We start from the raw sequence: 17853 nt of genomic DNA, 5'->3' as shown, positions 1-17853 counted from the left end.
CGCTCGGCACGGACGCAGCCCGGCTGCAGCGGTGCCGACCAACGCACAGAACCGTCTAGGCTTGGACCTCTGTAGCAGAATCGTCACCCTTGCCGGTGCAGGCTCGGGTTTCCATCCCTGTGCAAGGAGGTACCACCATGTTGACCAAACCGCTTCGCAGCTGGCTGCTCTGCGCCGGTCTGTTATTACCGAGCCTCGGCCTCGCCGCGCCCGCCACGCCCGATAGCGTGCAGGCCGCCATCGACTGGGCCCAGCAGCAGCCCGGCGCCCACCCGGGCAAACCCCGCGGCGAGGCCAGGCCGCTGGTCATCGCCCACCGCGGCGCCAGCGGCTACGTGCCCGAGCACACCCTGGCGGCCTACGCCCTGGCCGTGCTGCAGGGCGCCGACTATATCGAGCCGGACCTGGTGATGACCCGCGACGGCCAGCTGGTGGCGCGCCACGACAACGAGCTGGGGCTGACCACCGACGTCTCCCAGCGCCCCGAGTTCGCCAATCGCAAGCGCACCCAGACGGTCGACGGCGTCAGCCTGGAGGGCTGGTTCAGCGAGGACTTCAGCCTGGCCGAACTCAAGACCCTGCGCGCCATCGAGCGCATCCCGCAGCTGCGCCCGGGCAACACGCGCTTCGACGGCCAGTTCGAGATCCCCAGCCTGCAGGAGATCATCGACCTGGTGAAGAGCCTGCAGCTCAGCCAGCAACGGGTGATCGGCCTGTACCCGGAAACCAAGCACCCGACCCACTTCCAGCAGATCGGCCTGGCGATGGAGCAGTCGCTGGTCAAGGTGCTCAAGCGCAACGGCTACCACAGCGCCAAGGCGCCGGTGTACATCCAGTCCTTCGAGGTGGAGAACCTCAAGACCCTGAGCCGTCTGACCCAGGTACGCCTGGTGCAGCTGCTGTGGACCGAGGGCCAGCCCTATGACCAGCAGGTGCTCGGCAGCGGCCTTACCTACGCGCAGATGAGCACCCCGGCCGGGCTCAGGGCCATCGCCCGCTACGCCGCCGGCATCGGCCCGGAGAAGAGCCAGATCATCCCGCGCGACGCCGCCGGCAAGCTCACCGCGCCGACCCGCCTGGTGCGCGACGCCCATGCCGCCAAGCTCAAGGTGCACCCCTACACCTTCCGCGCCGAGAACGCCTTCCTGCCGACCGACCTGCGCAGCGGCGGCGAACCGGCCGAGCGCGGCGATATCGAGGCCGAGCTGCGCGCCTTCCTCGCCACCGGCATCGATGGCCTGTTCATCGACCAGCCGGACATCGCCGTGCGCCTGCGCCAACGCGACTGATCAATGGCTCTCTCCGCCGCGGGAGAAGGCCACGGCTGCTGCCATTCGCACCCGACCGGATCAGGGGTTATCCTCAGCCCCTGATCTGGCCGACGAGACGCCGCGTGACTGACGCCGCCCCGCAACCCGACACCCTGCACCGCCTCTGGCTCAGCGAGGCGATCCGCCTGCGCGAGGAACACGCCGGCGCGCTGGACGACGCCGAGGCCAATCGCCTGGCCCGCGCCAGCGGTGGCGACCTGAGCGCGCGTATCCAGCAACGCGCCCTGCTGCTGGCGCGCCGTGACGGCCAGTGGCAGGCCCTGCTGCACTGGCTGCAGGGCGCCCGCCTGGCCCTCTTCGCCCTCGCCACCCTGGCCCTGCTCAGCGGTATCGGCCTGGCCCTGGCCGGTCTCGGCGACGGCAGCCGGCCGGTCAACGTGTTCTGGGCCCTGGGCAGCCTGCTCGGCCTCAATCTGCTGCTGCTACTCGGCTGGCTGCTCGGCCTGCTGCTGGCCCGCGACAGCGCCGGTGCCCTCGGTCGTCTGTGGCTGTGGCTCAGCGAAAAGCTCGCCCGCGACGCCGCCGCCGTGCAGCTGGCCCCCGCCCTGCTGCTGCTCCTGCAGCGCCAGCGCCTGAGCCGCTGGGGCCTCGGGGTGCTGGTGCACGGCCTGTGGGCCCTGGCCATGCTCGCCGCACTGGCCAGCCTGCTGCTGCTGCTCGCCACCCGCCGCTACGGTTTCGTCTGGGAAACCACCATCCTCGGCGGCGACAGCTTCATCGCCCTGACCCGGGCGCTCGGCGCCCTGCCCGCCCTGCTCGGCTTCAGCCTGCCGGACGCCGAGCTGATCCGCGCCAGCGGCGAGGCCGCCCTGCTCGACGAGGCCGCGCGGCAGAGCTGGGCCGGCTGGCTGGTCGGCGTGGTGCTGGTCTACGGCCTGCTGCCGCGCCTGCTGCTGATGCTGCTATGCCTGTGGCGCTGGCAATCGGGCAAGGCGGCGCTGCGCCTGGACCTCGACCTGCCCGGCTACGGCCTGCTGCGCCAGCGCCTGCAGCCGGACAGCGAGCGCCTCGGCGTCTGCGACCTGGCGCCGGCGGCCCTGTACCAGCCGGCAGGCGGCGCCCACGCGGACGGCGGTAGCGGCGCCCTGCTGCTCGGCCTGGAGCTGGACGAGCGCCGCCCCTGGCCACCGGCTCAGCTGCCCAGGGGCGTGCTGGACGCCGGGGTGATCGACAGCCGCGAGCAGCGCCGCCAGCTGCTCGACCAACTGACCCGCTTTCCCCCCGAGCGCCTGGCCATCGCCTGCGACCCGCGCCGCTCGCCGGACCGCGGCAGCCTGGCGCTGCTCGGCGAACTGGCGCGCTCGGCCTCCGCCACGCGCATCTGGCTGCTGCCGCCCGCGCCCGGCGAAACCCTGGACAGCGCACGCCTGGCCGACTGGCACCAGGCGCTGGACAAATTGCAACTGGCGCACGGCGACACGGCGCCGTTGAACTGGCTGGAGAGCGGCCATGATTGAAGCCCGATATACCCGTAGGGTGGATGACGCTTCACCCATCCACCATTGGCGACGGTGGATGAAAAAAGCGTCATCCACCCTACGAAGTCTCACGACGCCGAGATCCGCACCATGAGCCAGCCGCTACGACTCGCCCTGGTCGGCCACACCAACGTCGGCAAGACCTCGCTGCTGCGCACCCTGACCCGCGACGTGGAGTTCGGCGAGGTGTCGCCGCGCGCCAGCACCACGCGCCATGTCGAAGGCGCGCGCCTGTCGGTCGACGGCACCGCGCTGCTGGAGCTGTACGACACCCCCGGTCTGGAAGACGCCATCGCCCTGCTCGACCATCTGGAGCGCCTCGACCGCCCCGGCGAACGCCTGGACGGCCCGGCGCGCCTGGCCCGCTTTCTCGAGGGCAGCGAGGCGCGCCAGCGCTACGAGCAGGAGGCCAAGGTGCTGCGCCAGCTGCTGGCTTCCGACGCCGGGCTGTACGTGATCGACGTGCGCGAGCCGGTGCTGGCCAAGTACCGTGACGAGCTGGCAGTGCTGGCCATGTGCGGCCGGCCGCTGCTGCCGGTACTGAATTTCGTCGCCAGCGGCGAACACCGCACCGCCGACTGGCGCGACGCCCTGGCGCGTCTCGGCCTGCACGCCCTGGTGGCCTTCGACAGCGTGGCCCCGCCCGAGGACGGCGAACGCCGCCTGTACGAGAGCCTGGCCCTGCTGCTGGAGCGCTCGCGCCCGCAATTGCAGCGCCTGATCGAGGATCACCAGGTGCAGCGCCGGGCGCGGCACCAGGCCGGCGCGCGACTGGTCGCCGAACTGCTGCTCGACTGCGCCGCCTGCCGGCGCAGCGTGGCCGCTCAGCCAGTGCTGGAGCAGGCCGCCATCGCCGCGCTGCGCGAGACCATCCGCCAGCGCGAGCAGCTCTGCGTCGAGGCCCTGCTGCGCCTCTACGCCTTCCGCCCGAGCGATGCCCAGGCCGGCGACCTGCCGCTGCTGGACGGCCGCTGGGGCGACGACCTGTTCAATCCGGAAACCCTCAAGCAGCTCGGCATCAAGGTCGGCGGCGGCATGGCGGCCGGCGCGGCCACCGGCGTCGGCGTCGACCTGCTGGTCGGCGGCCTCACCCTGGGAGCGGCCGCCGCGCTGGGCGCGGTGATCGGCGGCAGCGCGCAGACCCTGCGCAATTACGGGGAAAGGCTTAAAGGCAAATTGAAGGGCCAACGCGAGCTGACCGTGGACGATGCCGTGCTGCGCCTGCTCGCCCTGCGCCAGCAGCAACTGCTGCGCGCCCTGGACGCCCGCGGTCATGCGGCGATGGAGGCCATCACCCTCAGTGCCCCGCAGGAAACCCTGTGGCGCCAAGGCAAGTTACCCGCGCCACTGAACCTGGCCCGCGCCCATCCCGAATGGTCGTCGCTCAACCCCGGTGCTCGCCTGGAAGAGGCCGAGCGCGCCGAACAGGTGGAGCGGCTGCGCAGTGAAATCGCCGTGCAGCCGGTGGGCTAAAGCCCACCCTACGCCCACCTGCGTCGCCACAAGCTCCGTCTGCGTCAGACCGCCACCGGCGCCTTGATATGCGGGTGCGCTTCGTAGCCGACCAGCTCGAAGTCCTCGAACTTGAAGGCCAGCAGATCCTTCACTTCGGGGTTGAGCTTCATGGTCGGCAGCGGCAGCGGCTGGCGGGAAAGCTGGATGTCTGCCTGAGCCAGATGGTTGGCGTACAGGTGGCAGTCGCCGCCGGTCCAGATGAACTCGCCCGGCTCGAGGTCGCAGACCTGCGCCACCATCAGGGTCAGCAGGGCGTAGCTGGCGATATTGAAGGGCACGCCCAGGAAGATATCGGCCGAGCGCTGGTAGAGCTGGCAGCTGAGCTTGCCGTTCGCCACGTAGAACTGGAACAGCGCGTGGCACGGCGGCAGGGCCATCTTCTCGACCAGCGCCGGGTTCCAGGCCGAGACGATCAGCCGGCGCGAGTCCGGGTTGCTCTTGATCATCGCGATCAGCTTGGCGATCTGGTCGATCGACTCGCCGTTGGGCGCCGGCCAGCTGCGCCACTGGTAGCCGTACACCGGGCCGAGGTCGCCGTTCTCGTCGGCCCATTCGTCCCAGATGGACACGCCGTTTTCCTTCAGGTAACGGATGTTGGTGTCGCCCTGCAGGAACCACAGCAGCTCGTGGATGATCGAGCGCAGGTGGCACTTCTTGGTGGTGACCAGGGGGAAGCCGTCGGCCAGGTCGAAGCGCATCTGGTAGCCGAACACGCTGTAGGTGCCGGTGCCGGTGCGGTCCTCCTTGAAGGTGCCGTGCTCACGCACGTGGCGCATCAGGTCGAGGTACTGTTTCATCGGGCGGCTCCTTGAACAGGCTGGCGCTTGTAGGCGTAAAGAATCAGGCCGATACCGCCGAGGATCATCGGCAGGCACAGCACCTGGCCCATGGTCAGCCAGTTCCAGGCCAGGTAGCCGAGCTGGGCGTCCGGCACGCGGACGAACTCGACGATAAAGCGGAACAGCCCGTAGCAGGCGGCGAACAGGCCGGACACCGCCATGGTCGGGCGCGGCTTGCGCGAGTAGAACCAGAGGATGGCGAACAGCGCCACGCCCTCCAGGGCGAACTGGTACAGCTGCGAGGGATGCCGCGCCAGTTGCTGCGGGTCGGTGGGAAACACCATGGCCCAGGGCAGGTCGGTGGCCTTGCCCCACAGCTCGGCGTTGATGAAGTTGCCGATGCGCCCGGCGCCCAGGCCGATCGGCACCAGCGGGGCGATAAAGTCCATCAGTTCGAAGAAGCTCTTGCCGTTGCGCTTGCCGAACCACCAGGTGGCCAGCATCACCCCGAGCAGCCCGCCGTGGAACGACATACCGCCTTCCCAGACCCGCAGGATCTTCGCCGGTTCGGCGATATAGGCCGCGAAGTCGTAGAAGAACACGTAGCCCAGACGGCCGCCGAGTATCACCCCCATGGCCACCCAGAACACCAGGTCGGAGAGCTTCTCCTTGTTCCAGCCGGCGTCGAAGCGGGCCAGCCGGCGCGAGGCCAGCCACCAGGCGCCACCGATGCCGACCAGGTACATCAGGCCGTACCAGTGGATTTTCAGCGGGCCCAGGGCGATGGCCACCGGGTCGATCTGCGGGTAAGGCAGCATCAATCACTCCTTAGATCAAAAAACTCAGGCCCACGCTGAACAGCAGCAGGGCGAACAGACGCTTGAGCAGACGCGGCGACAGGCGATGGGCCAGGCGCGCGCCGAAGCGGGCGAAAAACATGCTGGTGACGGCGATCCCGACCAGCGCCGGCAGGTAAACGAAACCGACGCTCCACTGCGGCAGATTGGGATTCCCCCAGCCGGTAAACATGAAACTCAGCGCGCCGGCGAGGGCGATCGGCAGACCGCAGGCCGCCGAGGTGGCCACCGCCTGCTGCATCGGCACGCTGCGCCAGACCAAGAAGGGCACGGTCAGCGAGCCGCCGCCGATACCGAAGATCGCCGAGGCCCAGCCGATCACCCCGCCGGCCGCCGCCAAACCCGGCTTGCCTGGGACAGCGCGGCTGGCCCTGGGTTTCAGGTCCAAGGCCATCTGCGCGGCGATGATCAGGGCGAACACGCCGATGATCTTCTGCAACCAGCCGCCCTCGATGGCCGCCGCGGTCAGCGCGCCCAGCGCCGCGCCGAACAGGATGCCCAGGCTCAGCCAGCGAAACAGCGGCCAACGCACCGCGCCCTGACGCTGATGCTCGAGCGCGGAGTTGATCGAGGTGAAGACGATGGTGGCCAGCGAAGTGCCCACCGCCAGGTGGGTGAGAATCTCCGCCGGCATGCCCTGCGCGGCGAAGCTGAAGACCAGCACCGGCACTATGATCAACCCGCCGCCCACGCCGAACAGGCCGGCCAGCACGCCGGCGGCCGCGCCCAGCAGCAGGTAGAGCAGCAGTTCCATCGACACCCCCGAAAACAAAGCGGCATGGTAGCGGAATTGCCCCGGCAGCGGCAGGCTCCGGGCGTCGGCCACCGGGAGCCGGGGCGGATCCACTCCGCCGTTTCGGCTTCGTGCTAGCCTGCTAGGCACACTCCGTACAAGGATCGTCCCATGTGCCTGATCGTTTTCGCCTGGCGTCCAGATCACCCGCAGCCGCTGCTGTTGGCGGCCAACCGCGACGAGTTCTACGCCCGCCCCAGCTGGCCGCTGCGCGAGTGGGACGACGCGCCGGGGCTGTTCGCCGGACGCGACCTGCAGGCCGGCGGCACCTGGCTGGGGATGAGCGCGGACGGCCGCTTCGCCGCGCTGACCAATATCCGCGACCCCAGCCAGGAGCCCGGGCAGCGCTCGCGCGGCGAGCTGCCGGTGGCCTTCCTACGCGGCACGCTGACGCCGCAGGCCTACCTCGCGCAGATCGCGGCCAGGGCCAGCGACTACGCCGGCTTCAACCTGTTGCTCGGCGATGCGCGCCAGCTCTGGTACTACAACAGCCGCGAGGACGACCCGCGCCCCCTGGCGGAGGGGCTCTACGGCCTGTCCAACGCCAGCCTCGACAGCCCCTGGCCCAAGCTGCAGCGGGCCAAGGCGACGCTGGAGAACTGTCTCGACGCGCCCGACAGCCAGCGTCTGCTGGCCCTGCTGGCCGACACCACGCAACCACCCGAGCACCTGCTGCCCGACACCGGCGTCGGCCCGGCGGTCGAGCGCCTGCTGGCCACCGCCTTTATCGCCAGCGCCAACTACGGCACCCGCGCCAGCACCGCGCTGCTGCTCAACGCCGACGACAGCTGGGAGCTGGTCGAGCGCAGCTTCGGTCCGCAAGGCAGGCCGCTGGGCGAGGTGGCTGTACGCAGGTAAGGGGCGCCACGCGCGACCTAACGGGTAGCCCGGATGTCACCCGGGCTACTAGATAGAAACACCGGCTCAGGCCTGGATATTCGACGCGGGGTTGATCACCCGGCCCAGGCCGAGGTTGCGCAGGGCCAGGTGCAGGGTGCTGTAGATCAGGTGCGGGTTGTCCATGGTCATCACCTGGCCGAGCAGCTCCCTGGCCTTGCTCAGGGTGATCTGGCGCAGCAGCCACTTGACCTTGGGCAGGTTGGTGGCGTTCATCGACAGCGAGTCGAAGCCCATCGCCAGCAGCAGCACGGCAGCGGCCGGGTCGCCGGCCATCTCGCCACAGATGCTCACCGGCTTGCCTTCGGCATGGGCATCGTGGATCACCTTCTGCAGCGCCTGCAGCACCGCCGGGTGGAGGAAGTCGTAGAGGTCGGCGACCCGCGGGTTGTTGCGGTCCACCGCCAGCAGGTACTGGGTCAGGTCGTTGGAGCCGACCGAGAGGAAGTCCACCTGGCGCGCCAGCTCGCGGGTCTGGTAGACCGCGGCGGGGATCTCGATCATCACGCCGATGGGCGGCAGCGGCACGTCGGTGCCTTCGTCGCGCACCTCGCCCCAGGCGCGGTGGATCAGGTGCAGCGCCTCCTCCAGCTCCTGGGTGCCGGAGATCATCGGCAGCAGGATGCGCAGGTTGTTCAGCCCTTCGCTGGCCTTGAGCATGGCGCGGGTCTGCACCAGGAAGATTTCCGGGTGGTCGAGGGTGACGCGGATGCCGCGCCAGCCGAGGAAGGGATTCTCTTCCTTGATCGGGAAGTAGGACAGCGCCTTGTCGCCGCCGATATCCAGGGTGCGCATGGTCACCGGCAGCGGGTGGAAGGCCTGCAGCTGCTCGCGGTAGGTGGCCAGCTGCTCCTTCTCGCTGGGGAAGCGCTCGTTGACCATGAACGGCACTTCGGTGCGGTACAGGCCGACGCCCTCGGCGCCGCGCTGCTGGGCGCGGGCGACGTCGGCGAGCAGGCCGGTGTTGACCCACAGCGGCATGCGCTGGCCGTCGAGGGTCTCGCAGGGCAGCGCGCGCAGGGCGTCGAGGCCCTCGGTGAGCTGGCGCTCCTCCTCGACCACCTCGGCGTATTGCTTGCTCAGCAGTTCGCTGGGGTTGGTGAACACCTCGCCGTGGTAGCCGTCGACGATCAGCTTGATGCCGTCGATCTTCGAATAGGGCAGGTCGACCACCCCCATCACCGTGGGGATGCCCATGGCGCGGGCGAAGATCGCCACGTGCGAGTTGCCCGAGCCGGTCACCGAGATCAGGCCGGCCAGCTTGCCCTCCGGCACTTCGCCGAGCATCGCCGGCGACAGCTCCTCGCTGACCAGGATGGTGTTGTCCGGGTAGACCAGGGCGCTCTTGCGCTCCTCCTGCAGGTAGGCGAGCAGGCGCCGGCCGAGGTCGCGCACGTCGCTGGCGCGCTCGCGCAGGTAGGCGTCGTCCATCAGCTCGAAACGCTGCACGTGGTCGAGCACCACCTGGCGCAGGGCGCCCTGCGCCCACTGGCCGGTCTTGATGACCTTGCGCACCTCGTTACCCAGGGCGGCGTCGTCGAGCATCATCAGGTAGACGTCGAACAGCGCGCGTTCTTCCTTGCGCAGCTGGGTGGCGAGCTTGGCGGACAGCTCGTGCATGTCCTCGCGCACCCAGCCCAGGGCCTTGTCGAACAGCTCCAGCTCGGCGGCGATGTCGTCCACCGCACGATCCGGCACCACGTTGAGGTCGGCCGGCGGCAGCACCACCACCGCGGTGCCGACGCCGGCGCCGGGGGCGCCGGGCACGCCGACGAACTTGGCCTCCTGCACGCCCTTGCCCTGACGGCCGAGGCCGCGGATCGAGCCGGTGGCCTCGGCATGGGCGATGACCCCGGCGAGCTGGGCGCTCATGGTGACCAGAAAGGCTTCCTCGCCCTCGTCGAACTGGCGGCGCTCCTTCTGCTGCACCACCAGCACGCCCATCACCCGCCGGTGGTGGATGATCGGCGCGCCGAGGAAGGAGGCGTAGCGCTCCTCGCCGGTCTCGGCAAAGTAGCGGTAGCGCGGGTGGTCGGCGGCGTTTTCCAGGTTCAGCGGCTCCTCGCGGGTGCCGACCAGGCCGACCAGACCTTCGTTGGGGGCCATGCTGACCTTGCCGATGGAGCGCTTATTGAGGCCCTCGGTGGCCATCAGCACGAAGCGGTTGGTTTCCGGGTCGAGCAGGTAGACCGAGCAGACCTGGCTGCCCATGGCCTCCTTGACCCGCTGCACGATGATCGATAACGCCGCCTTGAGATCCTTGGCGGCGTTAACTTCCTGGACGATCTTGCGCAGCGTATTGAGCATGGCTCGGTTCTAGTCCGTATCAGTCGCGCACCAGCAGGCGCGGGGCGAGTTCCTTGAGGGCGCGGCGGTACACCTCGCGCTTGAATGTGACCACCTGACCCAGCGGATACCAGTAACTGACCCAGCGCCAGCCGTCGAACTCGGGCTTGCCGGTCAGATCCATGCGCACCCGCTCTTCGGCGCCGGTCAGGCGCAGCAGGAACCACTTCTGCTTCTGGCCGATGCACAGCGGCTGGCTGTGGGTGCGCACCAGGCGCTGCGGCAGACGATAACGCAACCAGCCGCGGGTGCAGGCGAGGATCTTCACATCCTGCTCCTCGAGGCCGACTTCTTCGTTGAGTTCGCGGTACAGCGCCTCTTCCGGCGATTCGCGGTCGTTGATCCCGCCCTGGGGAAACTGCCAGGCATCCTGGTTGATGCGCCGCGCCCAGAGCACCTGGCCGACATCATTGGTCAGGATGATGCCGACATTCGGGCGGAAACCATCAGAATCGATCACGGCAAGCAACCTCGTACGCGCAAGTTCCGGCATTGTTCCACAAAGCCGGCGACAGCGGCAACGCGGCCTGCGGCGCGGTAGGAAAGGTCGTCTAAAGCGGCTATTCTGGCGCGCCCAACCGGTTTCCCACGAAGGTACTCAAGGTGCGCCTGGCCCTATTCGATCTCGACAACACCCTGCTCGCCGGCGACAGCGATCACAGCTGGGGCGACTTCATCTGCCAGCGCGGCCTGGTCGACGCCGACGAATACCAGGCGCGCAACGATGCCTTCTATGCCGACTACTGCGCCGGCAAGCTGGACGTGGTGGCCTACCAGAACTTCAGCCAGGCGATTCTCGGCCGCACCGGCATGGAGCAGCTGGCGCAGTGGCACCGCGAGTTCATGGCCGAGGTGATCGAGCCGATCATCCTGGCCAAGGGCGAGGCGCTGCTGGAAGAACACCGCAAAGCCGGCGACAAGCTGGTGATCATCACCGCCACCAACCGTTTCGTCACCGCGCCCATCGCCGCGCGCCTCGGCGTCGAGACGCTGATCGCCACCGAATGCGGCATGGAAGGCGGCCGTTACACCGGGCAGATCGCCGGCGTGCCCTGCTACCAGCAGGGCAAGGTGACGCGGCTGCACGAGTGGCTGGCGCAGACCGGCCACAGCCTGGACGGCAGCTACTTCTACAGCGACTCGCGCAACGACCTGCCGCTGCTGGAAGTCGCCAGCCAGCCGGTGGCGGTGGACCCGGACGAGGTGCTGCGCGCCACCGCCGTCGAGCGCGGCTGGCCGGTGATTTCGCTGCGTTGAATCCAGCGCTTCGCGGCTGCAGCCGCTCCTACGCGCCGCGCGTAAGGCCCTGTAGCCGGATGCAATCCGGGAAGCCGATGCCCCGGATTGCCCCGGGCTACGCCCATGCGCACCGGGCGCATGAGAGGCGGCGCCCGCGACGCCGCCTACGCCGGCTTGGCGCCCATCAAGGCCATGATGGCGATCAACAGCACCAGGATCAGCGCCGCGTAGATCAGGCACAGGCGCCCCAGCGCGGTCGGCGCCGGGGCGTCGCCCAGCGCGCGCCAGGCGGCCAGACGCCCGGCCAGCAGCAGGCCGAGCAGCATCAGCACGGCGTAGAGGATGCTGCCCAGCAGCAGCCAGGTCTGTCCCAGCGGCCAGCCGACGTTGTCCACCAGCCACCAGCCGGTCAGCGGCAGGCTCAGCGCCAGCACGGCGAAGGCCGGCAGGCTGTACAGCAGGGTCACGCGCAGCTTGCGCGCCAGCACCGCGGCATCGCCTGCGCGCTGCGCCTTGAACAGCATCACGCCGTGAGCGATCAGGCCGAGCAGCAGCAGGATGCCCGGGGCACCGTGGAGAATGCGGACCAGCAGGTAGTGTTCCATCAGACTTTCCTTATCAACCCAGAAACAGGGAATAGGCGGGGTTGTCGCTCTCGTCCCAATAGGGGTAGCCGATGGCGTCCAGCGCCTCGGCCACCAGGTGGCGCTCGCTGTCCGGCACCTGCAGGCCGGCCACCACGCGGCCGTCGGCGGCGCCGTGGTTGCGGTAGTGGAACATCGAGATGTTCCAGCGCCCGCCGAGTTTCTGCAGGAAGTTGAACAGCGCGCCCGGCCGCTCGGGGAACTCGAAGCGGAACACCATCTCGTCGCTGACCCGCGCGGCGTGGCCGCCGACCATATGGCGGATATGCAGCTTGGCCAGCTCGTTGTCGGTCAGGTCCAGCACCGGGAAGCCCTGGGCGCGCAAGCCTTCGACCAGTGCCGCGCGCGGGTCGCTGTCGGGGTGGGTCTGCACGCCGACGAAGATGTGCGCCTCGCGATCGGTGTGGTAGCGGTAGTTGAACTCGGTGATCTGCCGCTTGCCGATGGCCTCGCAGAAGGCCTTGAAGCTGCCCGGCTGCTCGGGGATGGTCACGGCGATGATCGCCTCGCGCTTCTCGCCCAGCTCGGCGCGTTCGGCGACGTGGCGCAGGCGGTCGAAGTTGACGTTGGCGCCCGAATCGATGCCCACCAGCACCTTGCCCTGGGCGCGCTCGCGCTCGACGTACTTCTTGATCCCGGCCACGGCCAGGGCGCCGGCCGGCTCGGTGATCGAGCGGGTGTCGTCGTAGATGTCCTTGATCGCCGCACAGATCTCGTCGCTGCTGACGGTGATCACCTCGTCGACGTATTGCTTGCAGATATCGAAGGTGTGCGCGCCGATCTGCGCCACCGCCACGCCGTCGGCGAACAGCCCGACGCTCGGCAGCACCACCCGTTCGCCGGCGGCCATGGCGGCCTGCAGGCAGTTGGAGTCGTCCGGCTCGACGCCGATCACCTTGATTTCCGGACGCAGGTACTTGACGTAGGCGGCGATGCCGGCGATCAGGCCGCCGCCGCCCACCGGCACGAAGATGGCGTCCAGCTGGCCCGGGTGCTGGCGCAGCACCTCCATGGCCACGGTGCCCTGGCCGGCGATCACCAGCGGGTCGTCGTAAGGGTGGATATAGGTGTAGCCCTTCTCCTCCACCAGCTTCAGCGAATGCGCCAGCGCCTCGGGGAAGGCGTCGCCGTGCAGCACCACCTTGCCGCCGCGCGAGCGCACGCCCTGCACCTTCAATTCCGGCGTGGTGCGCGGCATGACGATGGTCGCCTTCACCCCCAGGTGCTTGGCCGCCAGGGCCAGGCCCTGGGCGTGGTTGCCGGCCGAGGCGGTGACCACGCCGCGTTCCAGTTCCTCGGCCGACAGCTGGGCCAGCTTGTTGTAGGCGCCACGAATCTTGAACGAGTACACCGGCTGCAGATCCTCGCGCTTGAGCAGAATCTGGTTACCGAGCCGCTCGGACAGCTGGCGGGCCGGTTGCAGCGGGGTTTCCACCGCGACGTCGTAGACGCGCGAGGTGAGGATCTTCTTCACGTACTGTTCGAGCATGGCGAGTTCGCAGGCGGTCGGGCTTGGAGGGGACTGCCGAGTCTACCCCAGCGCTTCGCCGTGCGACCACAGAGAGTGCGGGGTTTTTGCCCGCCATGCGGCTATAATTCCCGCCTCTTTTCCCTCCCTTGCCAGGCGCACCCCCGCGATGAACCAGGATCAGCTGAAACAGGCCGTGGCCCAGGCCGCCGTCGACCACATTCTTCCCCGCCTCGACAGCAAGAGCGTCATCGGCGTGGGCACCGGCTCAACCGCCAACTTCTTCATCGACGCCCTGGCCAAGCACCGGATGGAATTCGACGGCGCGGTGGCCAGCTCCGAAGCCACCGCCGCGCGGCTCAAGGGCCACGGCATCCCGGTGTACGACCTGAACACGGTGAGCGAACTGGAGTTCTACGTCGACGGCGCCGACGAGAGCGACGAGCACCTCCACCTGATCAAGGGCGGCGGCGCCGCGCTGACCCGCGAGAAGATAGTCGCCGCGGTGGCGCGCACCTTCATCTGCATCGCCGACGCCAGCAAGCTGGTGCCGGTGCTCGGCGCCTTCCCGCTGCCGGTCGAGGTGATCCCCATGGCGCGCAGCCACGTGGCGCGCGAGCTGGTCAAGCTGGGCGGCGACCCGGTGTACCGCGAGGGCGTGCTGACCGACAACGGCAACATCATCCTCGACGTGCACAACATGAGCATCGTCGACCCGGTGAAGCTGGAAGCGGACATCAACGCCATAGTCGGGGTGGTCACCAACGGCCTGTTCGCCGCCCGCCCGGCCGACCTGCTGTTGCTGGGGACTGCCGAGGGCGTCAAGCGCATCAGCCGCTGAAACTGGCCGGATAGGCAGGAGGGGCTAGGCTAAAGCCGAATCCCCCCTCACCAGGAGTGCCTCATGTCCGGCAAGTTCGAGCTGAAGAAGGCCAAAGACGGCCAGTTCCATTTCAACCTGCTGGCCGGCAACGGCCAGGTCATCCTCACCAGCGAGCTGTACAAGGCCAGGGATTCGGCGCTGAACGGCATCGACTCGGTACGCAAGAACGCGCAGCGCGCCGGCGCCTTCGAGACCAAGGCCGCGAGCAACGACAAGCACTACTTCGTGCTCAAGGCCACCAACGGCCAGGTGGTCGGCCAGAGCCAGATGTACGCCAGTGCCGCCAGCTGCCAGAACGGCATCGAATCGGTGCAGAAGAATGCACCGGACGCCGCCCTGGACGATCAGACGGCCTAATCGGCCGCCTTCCTGAACAGATAGAACAGGTTCGGCTCGCTGATCAGGTAGAGGTTGCCGGCGTCGTCGGTGGCCACCCCCTCGGCCTGCGGCACACCGCGCCGCAGGCCGTGCTGGCCGGCCAGCAGCGACAGGGTGCTGACCGGCTTGCCCGCCGCGTTCAGTTCGATCACCAGGCGCGACTCGTCCGACAGCGCCAGCAGGTGGCCGGTGGCGCTGTCGAAATCCAGGCTCGACAGGTCGCGCACGAACAGCCGCGCATCGCGCTTGGGGTCGGTGTTGACCTGCAGCGCCAGCGGCTTGCCCGCATCGACATGGGGGAAGCCGAGCACCTCGAAGATGCGCACCGGGTCGCGCTCCTTGGCCACCAGCAGGCGCTGGTTCTTGGCGTCGTAGGCCAGCCCCTCGAAGCCCTTGTTGCCGCCCGCGCCAATGCCCAGCGACAGCTGCTGAAAATCGGCGGCGTCGAGCACCCGGGTGGCGTCGTCGATGCGTACCTTGACCAGACGCTGCTCGCGCTCGTCGGCGATCACGTAGGTGCCCGGCGCCACGTACTCGATGGCCTCGGGGTCGCCGAAGCCTTGCAGGTCGATGCTGCGCTTGAGCTGCCCGTCCAGGCTCAGCTCGATCACCCGCGCCGGTTTGTTGGTGACGCTGAACAGGCTGGTGCGATCCGGGTCGTAGGTCAGCGCCGAGACGTCGCTGATGTCGCCGATCGGCTTGGCGTCGATCACCACCCGGTAGTCGCCCAGCCACAGCGAGCGCTCGCGCCACTCTCCGCCGTGCCGCCACTCCTGCACCACGAACCAGGCGCGCTCGAACAGACGGTATTGCTGGCCCAGCACGGCGCCGACCAGCAGCAGGAACAACAGGATGTAGAGCCAGGGGTTGAAACTCAGCAGACGGCGCATGACGACTCTCTCTGACGACAACGAAAAAGCCCGCCACGGAACGGGCCGTGGCGGGTTAGCAGAAAACCTTCGATCAGTTGATCAGCTCGACGCGGTCGACATCGATCTCGCGGCTGTTGAAATCCTTGTCCACTTCGCCGGTCAGGCGCACCTTGGCGGTTTCCGAGACGGTCTGGTTCGGCCAGTCTTCGTCGTCGATCTCCACCTGGATGGTGCCGCTGGCGTCCTTGAATTCGTAGAGTTCGTCCTGCAGACGCTTGACGATCTGACCTTCGAGCACCACCTGGGTGTCGTCGGCCGCCTGCAGCGCGGCGGAAACGCTGGTGACCTGCGGCGTGGCGCCCGGGCCGGTGTAGCCGGTGGCGAAGGCGGCGGAGCTGAGCAGCGGCAGAACCAGCAGAGCGAGAGCGGTAGGTTTCATGGTGTTGACCTCGTTGTTCGTAAGTGACGGGGTCAGATTAGGGCGGCAAGCTGAAGCCAGACTGAATCGGCGCTTAAGCCAAGCTGAACGGCTCAGCCGGCGTCCGGCGCCGACTTGCTGAACACGTAGAACAGATTGGGCTCGGCGACGATATAGATGTTGCCCTGCTCGTCCATGGTCACCCCTTCGGCCTGCTCGATGGCCCGCTCCAGGCCGTTGCGGCCGCCGCTGAGGCTGAGGAAGCTGACCGGCTGGCCGGCGCGGTCGAGCTCCAGCAGCATGCGCGATTCGTCGGACAGCACCAGGGTATGGCCGGTGCGCGCATCGATGCTCAGCGAGGAGATATCGCGCATGCCCAGGTGCTTGTAGCTCAGCGGCTGCAGCACACCGGCGGCGCCGTCCTCGCCGGGGAACGGCAGGCTGAACAGACCCAGCGGGCTGCGCTCCTTGCCCAGCAGCAGGCTGCGGCTGCGCGCATCCCAGGCAATGCCCTCGAAGCCCTTGTTGCCGGCATCGACGAAGCCCAGGTCGAAACCGGGGAAGTCGGCGGCGTCCAGACTCAGTTCGTCCTCGCCGAGGGTGAAGGCGGTGAGCTGGCGGCGGCGCTCGTCGATGATCGCCATGCGCCCGCCGTCGAGCATCTCCACCCCTTCCGGGTCGGCGAAGCCGGTCAGTTCGATGCGCCGCAGCACCTCGCCCTCGCGCGACAGTTCGACCAGCAGCGGATGCTTGCCGGTGACGGTGAACAGGGTGCCAGTGGCGGGGTTGTAGGTCAGCCCGGAGGTTTCGTCCTCCTCCAGGCCGGCCAACATCTTGGCCTGGATCACCGCGCGGTAGCCGGGCAGCCAGACGCTGGCCAGGCGATCCACCAGGGGCGTGCGGCCCTCCTGCCACCAGAGCAGCGCGCGGTCGTCCCAGTGCAGGGCATGCACCGCCAGCGCCAGCGTTGCCGCGGCAGCGCCGGCGAGCCAGTAGCGAGGACGGAACACGGGGGAACGGCGAGAGGACATGGGCGACGGCTCGGCTGCTTGATGGCAATCCGACATCCGCTGTCGAATGGAGTTCCGCCGCCCGTCGGGCGGCGGTTGGTGTAGAACCTGTGCACGATCTTACGAGCTAGAGCCTGTTTTTAACGCCGCAGGGCCGACGCGCAGCAGATCGTGGGCGGTTCTATAGCACGCGGCTGGTGAAACTACTGTGACCGACCAACTCCAGCACCAGCTCGTCGCCCTTGTGCAGCGCGCCGACGCCCACCGGGGTGCCGGTGAGGATGACGTCGCCCGGCTGCAGGGCGAAGTGCCCGGCCATGTGCTGGACCATCGCGACTATGGGGTTGAGCATGTCGCGGCTGTTGCCGTCCTGGCGGATGTCGCCGTTGATCGACAGGCGGATGCCGATATCGGCCAGGTCTTCGATGGCATCGCCGGGCACGAAGGGCGCCAGCACGCAGGCGCCGTCGAAACTCTTGGCGATTTCCCAGGGGTAGCCCTTCTCCTTGAGCTTGCTCTGCAGGTCGCGCAGGGTCAGGTCGAGCGCCGGGGCGAAACCGCTGATGGCGTCGCGCACTTCCTCGGCGTCCGGCTTCTTCGACAGCGGCTTGCCGATCAGCACGGCGATTTCCGCCTCGTAGTGCACCGCGCCGCGATCGTCGGGAATGGCGAAGCCTTCGTCCAGCGGCACCACGCAGGAGCCCGGCTTGATGAACAGCAGCGGTTCGCTGGGCACCGGGTTGTTCAGCTCCTTGGCGTGTTCGGCGTAGTTGCGCCCGATGCACACGACCTTGCCGAGGGGAAAGTGGACGGTGGTTCCGTCGACATACTGGTGCTGATAGCTCATCACCGACTCCTGTGTTGTTCGTATTGTGGACATCTCGGCTTGTGGCCGGTCAGGTACCTTAACCGACGCGAGGGCGGATACGAAAACGCCCGCTGTAA

18 protein-coding genes are annotated in these 17853 nt (G+C 68.3%); 7 read left to right on the top strand and 11 right to left on the bottom strand.

Annotated elements, in window-relative coordinates:
- Nucleotides 1-137 precede the first annotated feature (137 nt).
- The 3 genes from ACIGFL_RS14720 (at nt 138) to ACIGFL_RS14710 (ending at nt 4282) form a co-directional block, all read left to right on the top strand.
- Nucleotides 138-1289 (top strand): glycerophosphodiester phosphodiesterase, encoded by a 1152-nt coding sequence (locus tag ACIGFL_RS14720; protein ID WP_397497685.1) that lies wholly within the window; start codon nt 138-140, stop codon nt 1287-1289.
- A gap of 104 nt (nt 1290-1393) precedes the next feature.
- On the top strand, nt 1394-2788 hold the full coding sequence (locus tag ACIGFL_RS14715) for a DUF2868 domain-containing protein (protein ID WP_397497684.1): 1395 nt from the start codon (nt 1394-1396) through the stop codon (nt 2786-2788).
- Nucleotides 2789-2899: 111 nt separating this feature from the next.
- On the top strand, nt 2900-4282 hold the full coding sequence (locus ACIGFL_RS14710) for a GTPase/DUF3482 domain-containing protein (protein WP_397497683.1): 1383 nt from the start codon (nt 2900-2902) through the stop codon (nt 4280-4282).
- A 44-nt stretch (nt 4283-4326) separates the two neighbouring features.
- On the opposite strand, the gene ACIGFL_RS14705 is transcribed toward ACIGFL_RS14710, so the two are convergent.
- Genes ACIGFL_RS14705 through ACIGFL_RS14695 form a run of 3 tightly spaced genes read right to left on the bottom strand, consistent with a single transcriptional unit; the run spans nt 4327 to nt 6714 of the window.
- Complete coding sequence (locus ACIGFL_RS14705) at nt 4327-5121, bottom strand: thymidylate synthase (protein ID WP_397497682.1); 795 nt, start codon at nt 5119-5121, stop codon at nt 4327-4329.
- Nucleotides 5118-5921, bottom strand: coding sequence for a prolipoprotein diacylglyceryl transferase (gene lgt / locus ACIGFL_RS14700; protein ID WP_122109667.1), 804 nt, complete (start codon nt 5919-5921; stop codon nt 5118-5120). The genes ACIGFL_RS14705 and lgt overlap by 4 nt, the downstream gene beginning before the upstream one ends.
- Before the next feature lie 10 nt (nt 5922-5931).
- The gene (locus tag ACIGFL_RS14695; RefSeq protein ID WP_397497681.1) at nt 5932-6714 is read right to left on the bottom strand and encodes a sulfite exporter TauE/SafE family protein; all 783 of its coding nucleotides are present in this window, start codon (nt 6712-6714) and stop codon (nt 5932-5934) included.
- Between the two features lie 150 nt (nt 6715-6864).
- On the opposite strand from ACIGFL_RS14695, the gene ACIGFL_RS14690 reads away from it, so the two are divergent.
- Nucleotides 6865-7611: an NRDE family protein gene (locus ACIGFL_RS14690; protein WP_021443807.1), complete on the top strand. Its 747-nt coding sequence runs from the start codon at nt 6865-6867 to the stop codon at nt 7609-7611.
- 66 nt (nt 7612-7677) lie between these two features.
- Here ACIGFL_RS14690 and ptsP read toward each other — a convergent pair whose 3' ends face one another.
- Both ptsP and ACIGFL_RS14680 read right to left on the bottom strand, forming a co-directional pair.
- On the bottom strand, nt 7678-9957 hold the full coding sequence (gene ptsP, locus ACIGFL_RS14685; protein ID WP_122109669.1) for a phosphoenolpyruvate--protein phosphotransferase: 2280 nt from the start codon (nt 9955-9957) through the stop codon (nt 7678-7680).
- Between the two features lie 19 nt (nt 9958-9976).
- Nucleotides 9977-10456, bottom strand: coding sequence for an RNA pyrophosphohydrolase (locus ACIGFL_RS14680; RefSeq protein ID WP_122109670.1), 480 nt, complete (start codon nt 10454-10456; stop codon nt 9977-9979).
- Between the two features lie 143 nt (nt 10457-10599).
- Here ACIGFL_RS14680 and ACIGFL_RS14675 point away from each other — a divergent pair, with 143 nt between their 5' ends.
- Nucleotides 10600-11253: an HAD family phosphatase gene (locus ACIGFL_RS14675; protein ID WP_122109671.1), complete on the top strand. Its 654-nt coding sequence runs from the start codon at nt 10600-10602 to the stop codon at nt 11251-11253.
- Nucleotides 11254-11399: 146 nt separating this feature from the next.
- On the opposite strand, the gene ACIGFL_RS14670 is transcribed toward ACIGFL_RS14675, so the two are convergent.
- Both ACIGFL_RS14670 and ilvA read right to left on the bottom strand, forming a co-directional pair.
- Complete coding sequence (locus ACIGFL_RS14670) at nt 11400-11840, bottom strand: DUF2269 family protein (RefSeq protein ID WP_397497680.1); 441 nt, start codon at nt 11838-11840, stop codon at nt 11400-11402.
- Nucleotides 11841-11853: 13 nt separating this feature from the next.
- Nucleotides 11854-13368 (bottom strand): threonine ammonia-lyase, biosynthetic, encoded by a 1515-nt coding sequence (gene ilvA, locus ACIGFL_RS14665; RefSeq protein ID WP_021442585.1) that lies wholly within the window; start codon nt 13366-13368, stop codon nt 11854-11856.
- Nucleotides 13369-13516: 148 nt separating this feature from the next.
- Here ilvA and rpiA point away from each other — a divergent pair, with 148 nt between their 5' ends.
- Together rpiA and ACIGFL_RS14655 are read left to right on the top strand one after the other, a co-directional pair.
- Nucleotides 13517-14188: a ribose-5-phosphate isomerase RpiA gene (rpiA, locus tag ACIGFL_RS14660; RefSeq protein ID WP_021442584.1), complete on the top strand. Its 672-nt coding sequence runs from the start codon at nt 13517-13519 to the stop codon at nt 14186-14188.
- 63 nt (nt 14189-14251) lie between these two features.
- Complete coding sequence (locus ACIGFL_RS14655; protein ID WP_122109674.1) at nt 14252-14587, top strand: YegP family protein; 336 nt, start codon at nt 14252-14254, stop codon at nt 14585-14587.
- On the opposite strand, the gene ACIGFL_RS14650 is transcribed toward ACIGFL_RS14655, so the two are convergent.
- From ACIGFL_RS14650 to ACIGFL_RS14635, 4 genes are all read right to left on the bottom strand, one after another.
- Complete coding sequence (locus ACIGFL_RS14650; RefSeq protein ID WP_397497679.1) at nt 14584-15498, bottom strand: SdiA-regulated domain-containing protein; 915 nt, start codon at nt 15496-15498, stop codon at nt 14584-14586. The two genes, ACIGFL_RS14655 and ACIGFL_RS14650, sit on opposite strands and share 4 nt — an antisense overlap.
- Before the next feature lie 73 nt (nt 15499-15571).
- Nucleotides 15572-15919 (bottom strand): NirD/YgiW/YdeI family stress tolerance protein, encoded by a 348-nt coding sequence (locus ACIGFL_RS14645; RefSeq protein ID WP_397487002.1) that lies wholly within the window; start codon nt 15917-15919, stop codon nt 15572-15574.
- Nucleotides 15920-16011: 92 nt separating this feature from the next.
- Nucleotides 16012-16929 (bottom strand): SdiA-regulated domain-containing protein, encoded by a 918-nt coding sequence (locus ACIGFL_RS14640; RefSeq protein ID WP_397497678.1) that lies wholly within the window; start codon nt 16927-16929, stop codon nt 16012-16014.
- Between the two features lie 160 nt (nt 16930-17089).
- On the bottom strand, nt 17090-17755 hold the full coding sequence (locus tag ACIGFL_RS14635; protein WP_397497677.1) for a fumarylacetoacetate hydrolase family protein: 666 nt from the start codon (nt 17753-17755) through the stop codon (nt 17090-17092).
- Nucleotides 17756-17853: the final 98 nt, after the last annotated feature.

Source organism: Pseudomonas sp. NPDC077649 (genome assembly GCF_044542855.1).
Lineage (GTDB): Bacteria > Pseudomonadota > Gammaproteobacteria > Pseudomonadales > Pseudomonadaceae > Aquipseudomonas.
Note: the sequence above shows the minus strand (reverse complement) of the source record. Positions and strands in the feature narration are given on the sequence as shown.

Excerpts from the sequence above, each read along its gene's own strand:
- ACIGFL_RS14720 (WP_397497685.1), top strand. The coding sequence starts at position 138 with ATGTTGACCAAACCGCTTCGCAGCTGGCTGCTCTGCGCCGGTCTGTTA.
- ACIGFL_RS14710 (WP_397497683.1), top strand. The coding sequence starts at position 2,900 with ATGAGCCAGCCGCTACGACTCGCCCTGGTCGGCCACACCAACGTCGGC.
- ACIGFL_RS14705 (WP_397497682.1), bottom strand. The coding sequence starts at position 5,121 with ATGAAACAGTACCTCGACCTGATGCGCCACGTGCGTGAGCACGGCACC.
- lgt (WP_122109667.1), bottom strand. The coding sequence starts at position 5,921 with ATGCTGCCTTACCCGCAGATCGACCCGGTGGCCATCGCCCTGGGCCCG.
- ACIGFL_RS14695 (WP_397497681.1), bottom strand. The coding sequence starts at position 6,714 with ATGGAACTGCTGCTCTACCTGCTGCTGGGCGCGGCCGCCGGCGTGCTG.
- ACIGFL_RS14690 (WP_021443807.1), top strand. The coding sequence starts at position 6,865 with ATGTGCCTGATCGTTTTCGCCTGGCGTCCAGATCACCCGCAGCCGCTG.
- ptsP (WP_122109669.1), bottom strand. The coding sequence starts at position 9,957 with ATGCTCAATACGCTGCGCAAGATCGTCCAGGAAGTTAACGCCGCCAAG.
- ACIGFL_RS14670 (WP_397497680.1), bottom strand. The coding sequence starts at position 11,840 with ATGGAACACTACCTGCTGGTCCGCATTCTCCACGGTGCCCCGGGCATC.
- ilvA (WP_021442585.1), bottom strand. The coding sequence starts at position 13,368 with ATGCTCGAACAGTACGTGAAGAAGATCCTCACCTCGCGCGTCTACGAC.
- rpiA (WP_021442584.1), top strand. The coding sequence starts at position 13,517 with ATGAACCAGGATCAGCTGAAACAGGCCGTGGCCCAGGCCGCCGTCGAC.
- ACIGFL_RS14655 (WP_122109674.1), top strand. The coding sequence starts at position 14,252 with ATGTCCGGCAAGTTCGAGCTGAAGAAGGCCAAAGACGGCCAGTTCCAT.
- ACIGFL_RS14650 (WP_397497679.1), bottom strand. The coding sequence starts at position 15,498 with ATGCGCCGTCTGCTGAGTTTCAACCCCTGGCTCTACATCCTGTTGTTC.
- ACIGFL_RS14645 (WP_397487002.1), bottom strand. The coding sequence starts at position 15,919 with ATGAAACCTACCGCTCTCGCTCTGCTGGTTCTGCCGCTGCTCAGCTCC.
- ACIGFL_RS14640 (WP_397497678.1), bottom strand. The coding sequence starts at position 16,929 with ATGTCCTCTCGCCGTTCCCCCGTGTTCCGTCCTCGCTACTGGCTCGCC.
- ACIGFL_RS14635 (WP_397497677.1), bottom strand. The coding sequence starts at position 17,755 with ATGAGCTATCAGCACCAGTATGTCGACGGAACCACCGTCCACTTTCCC.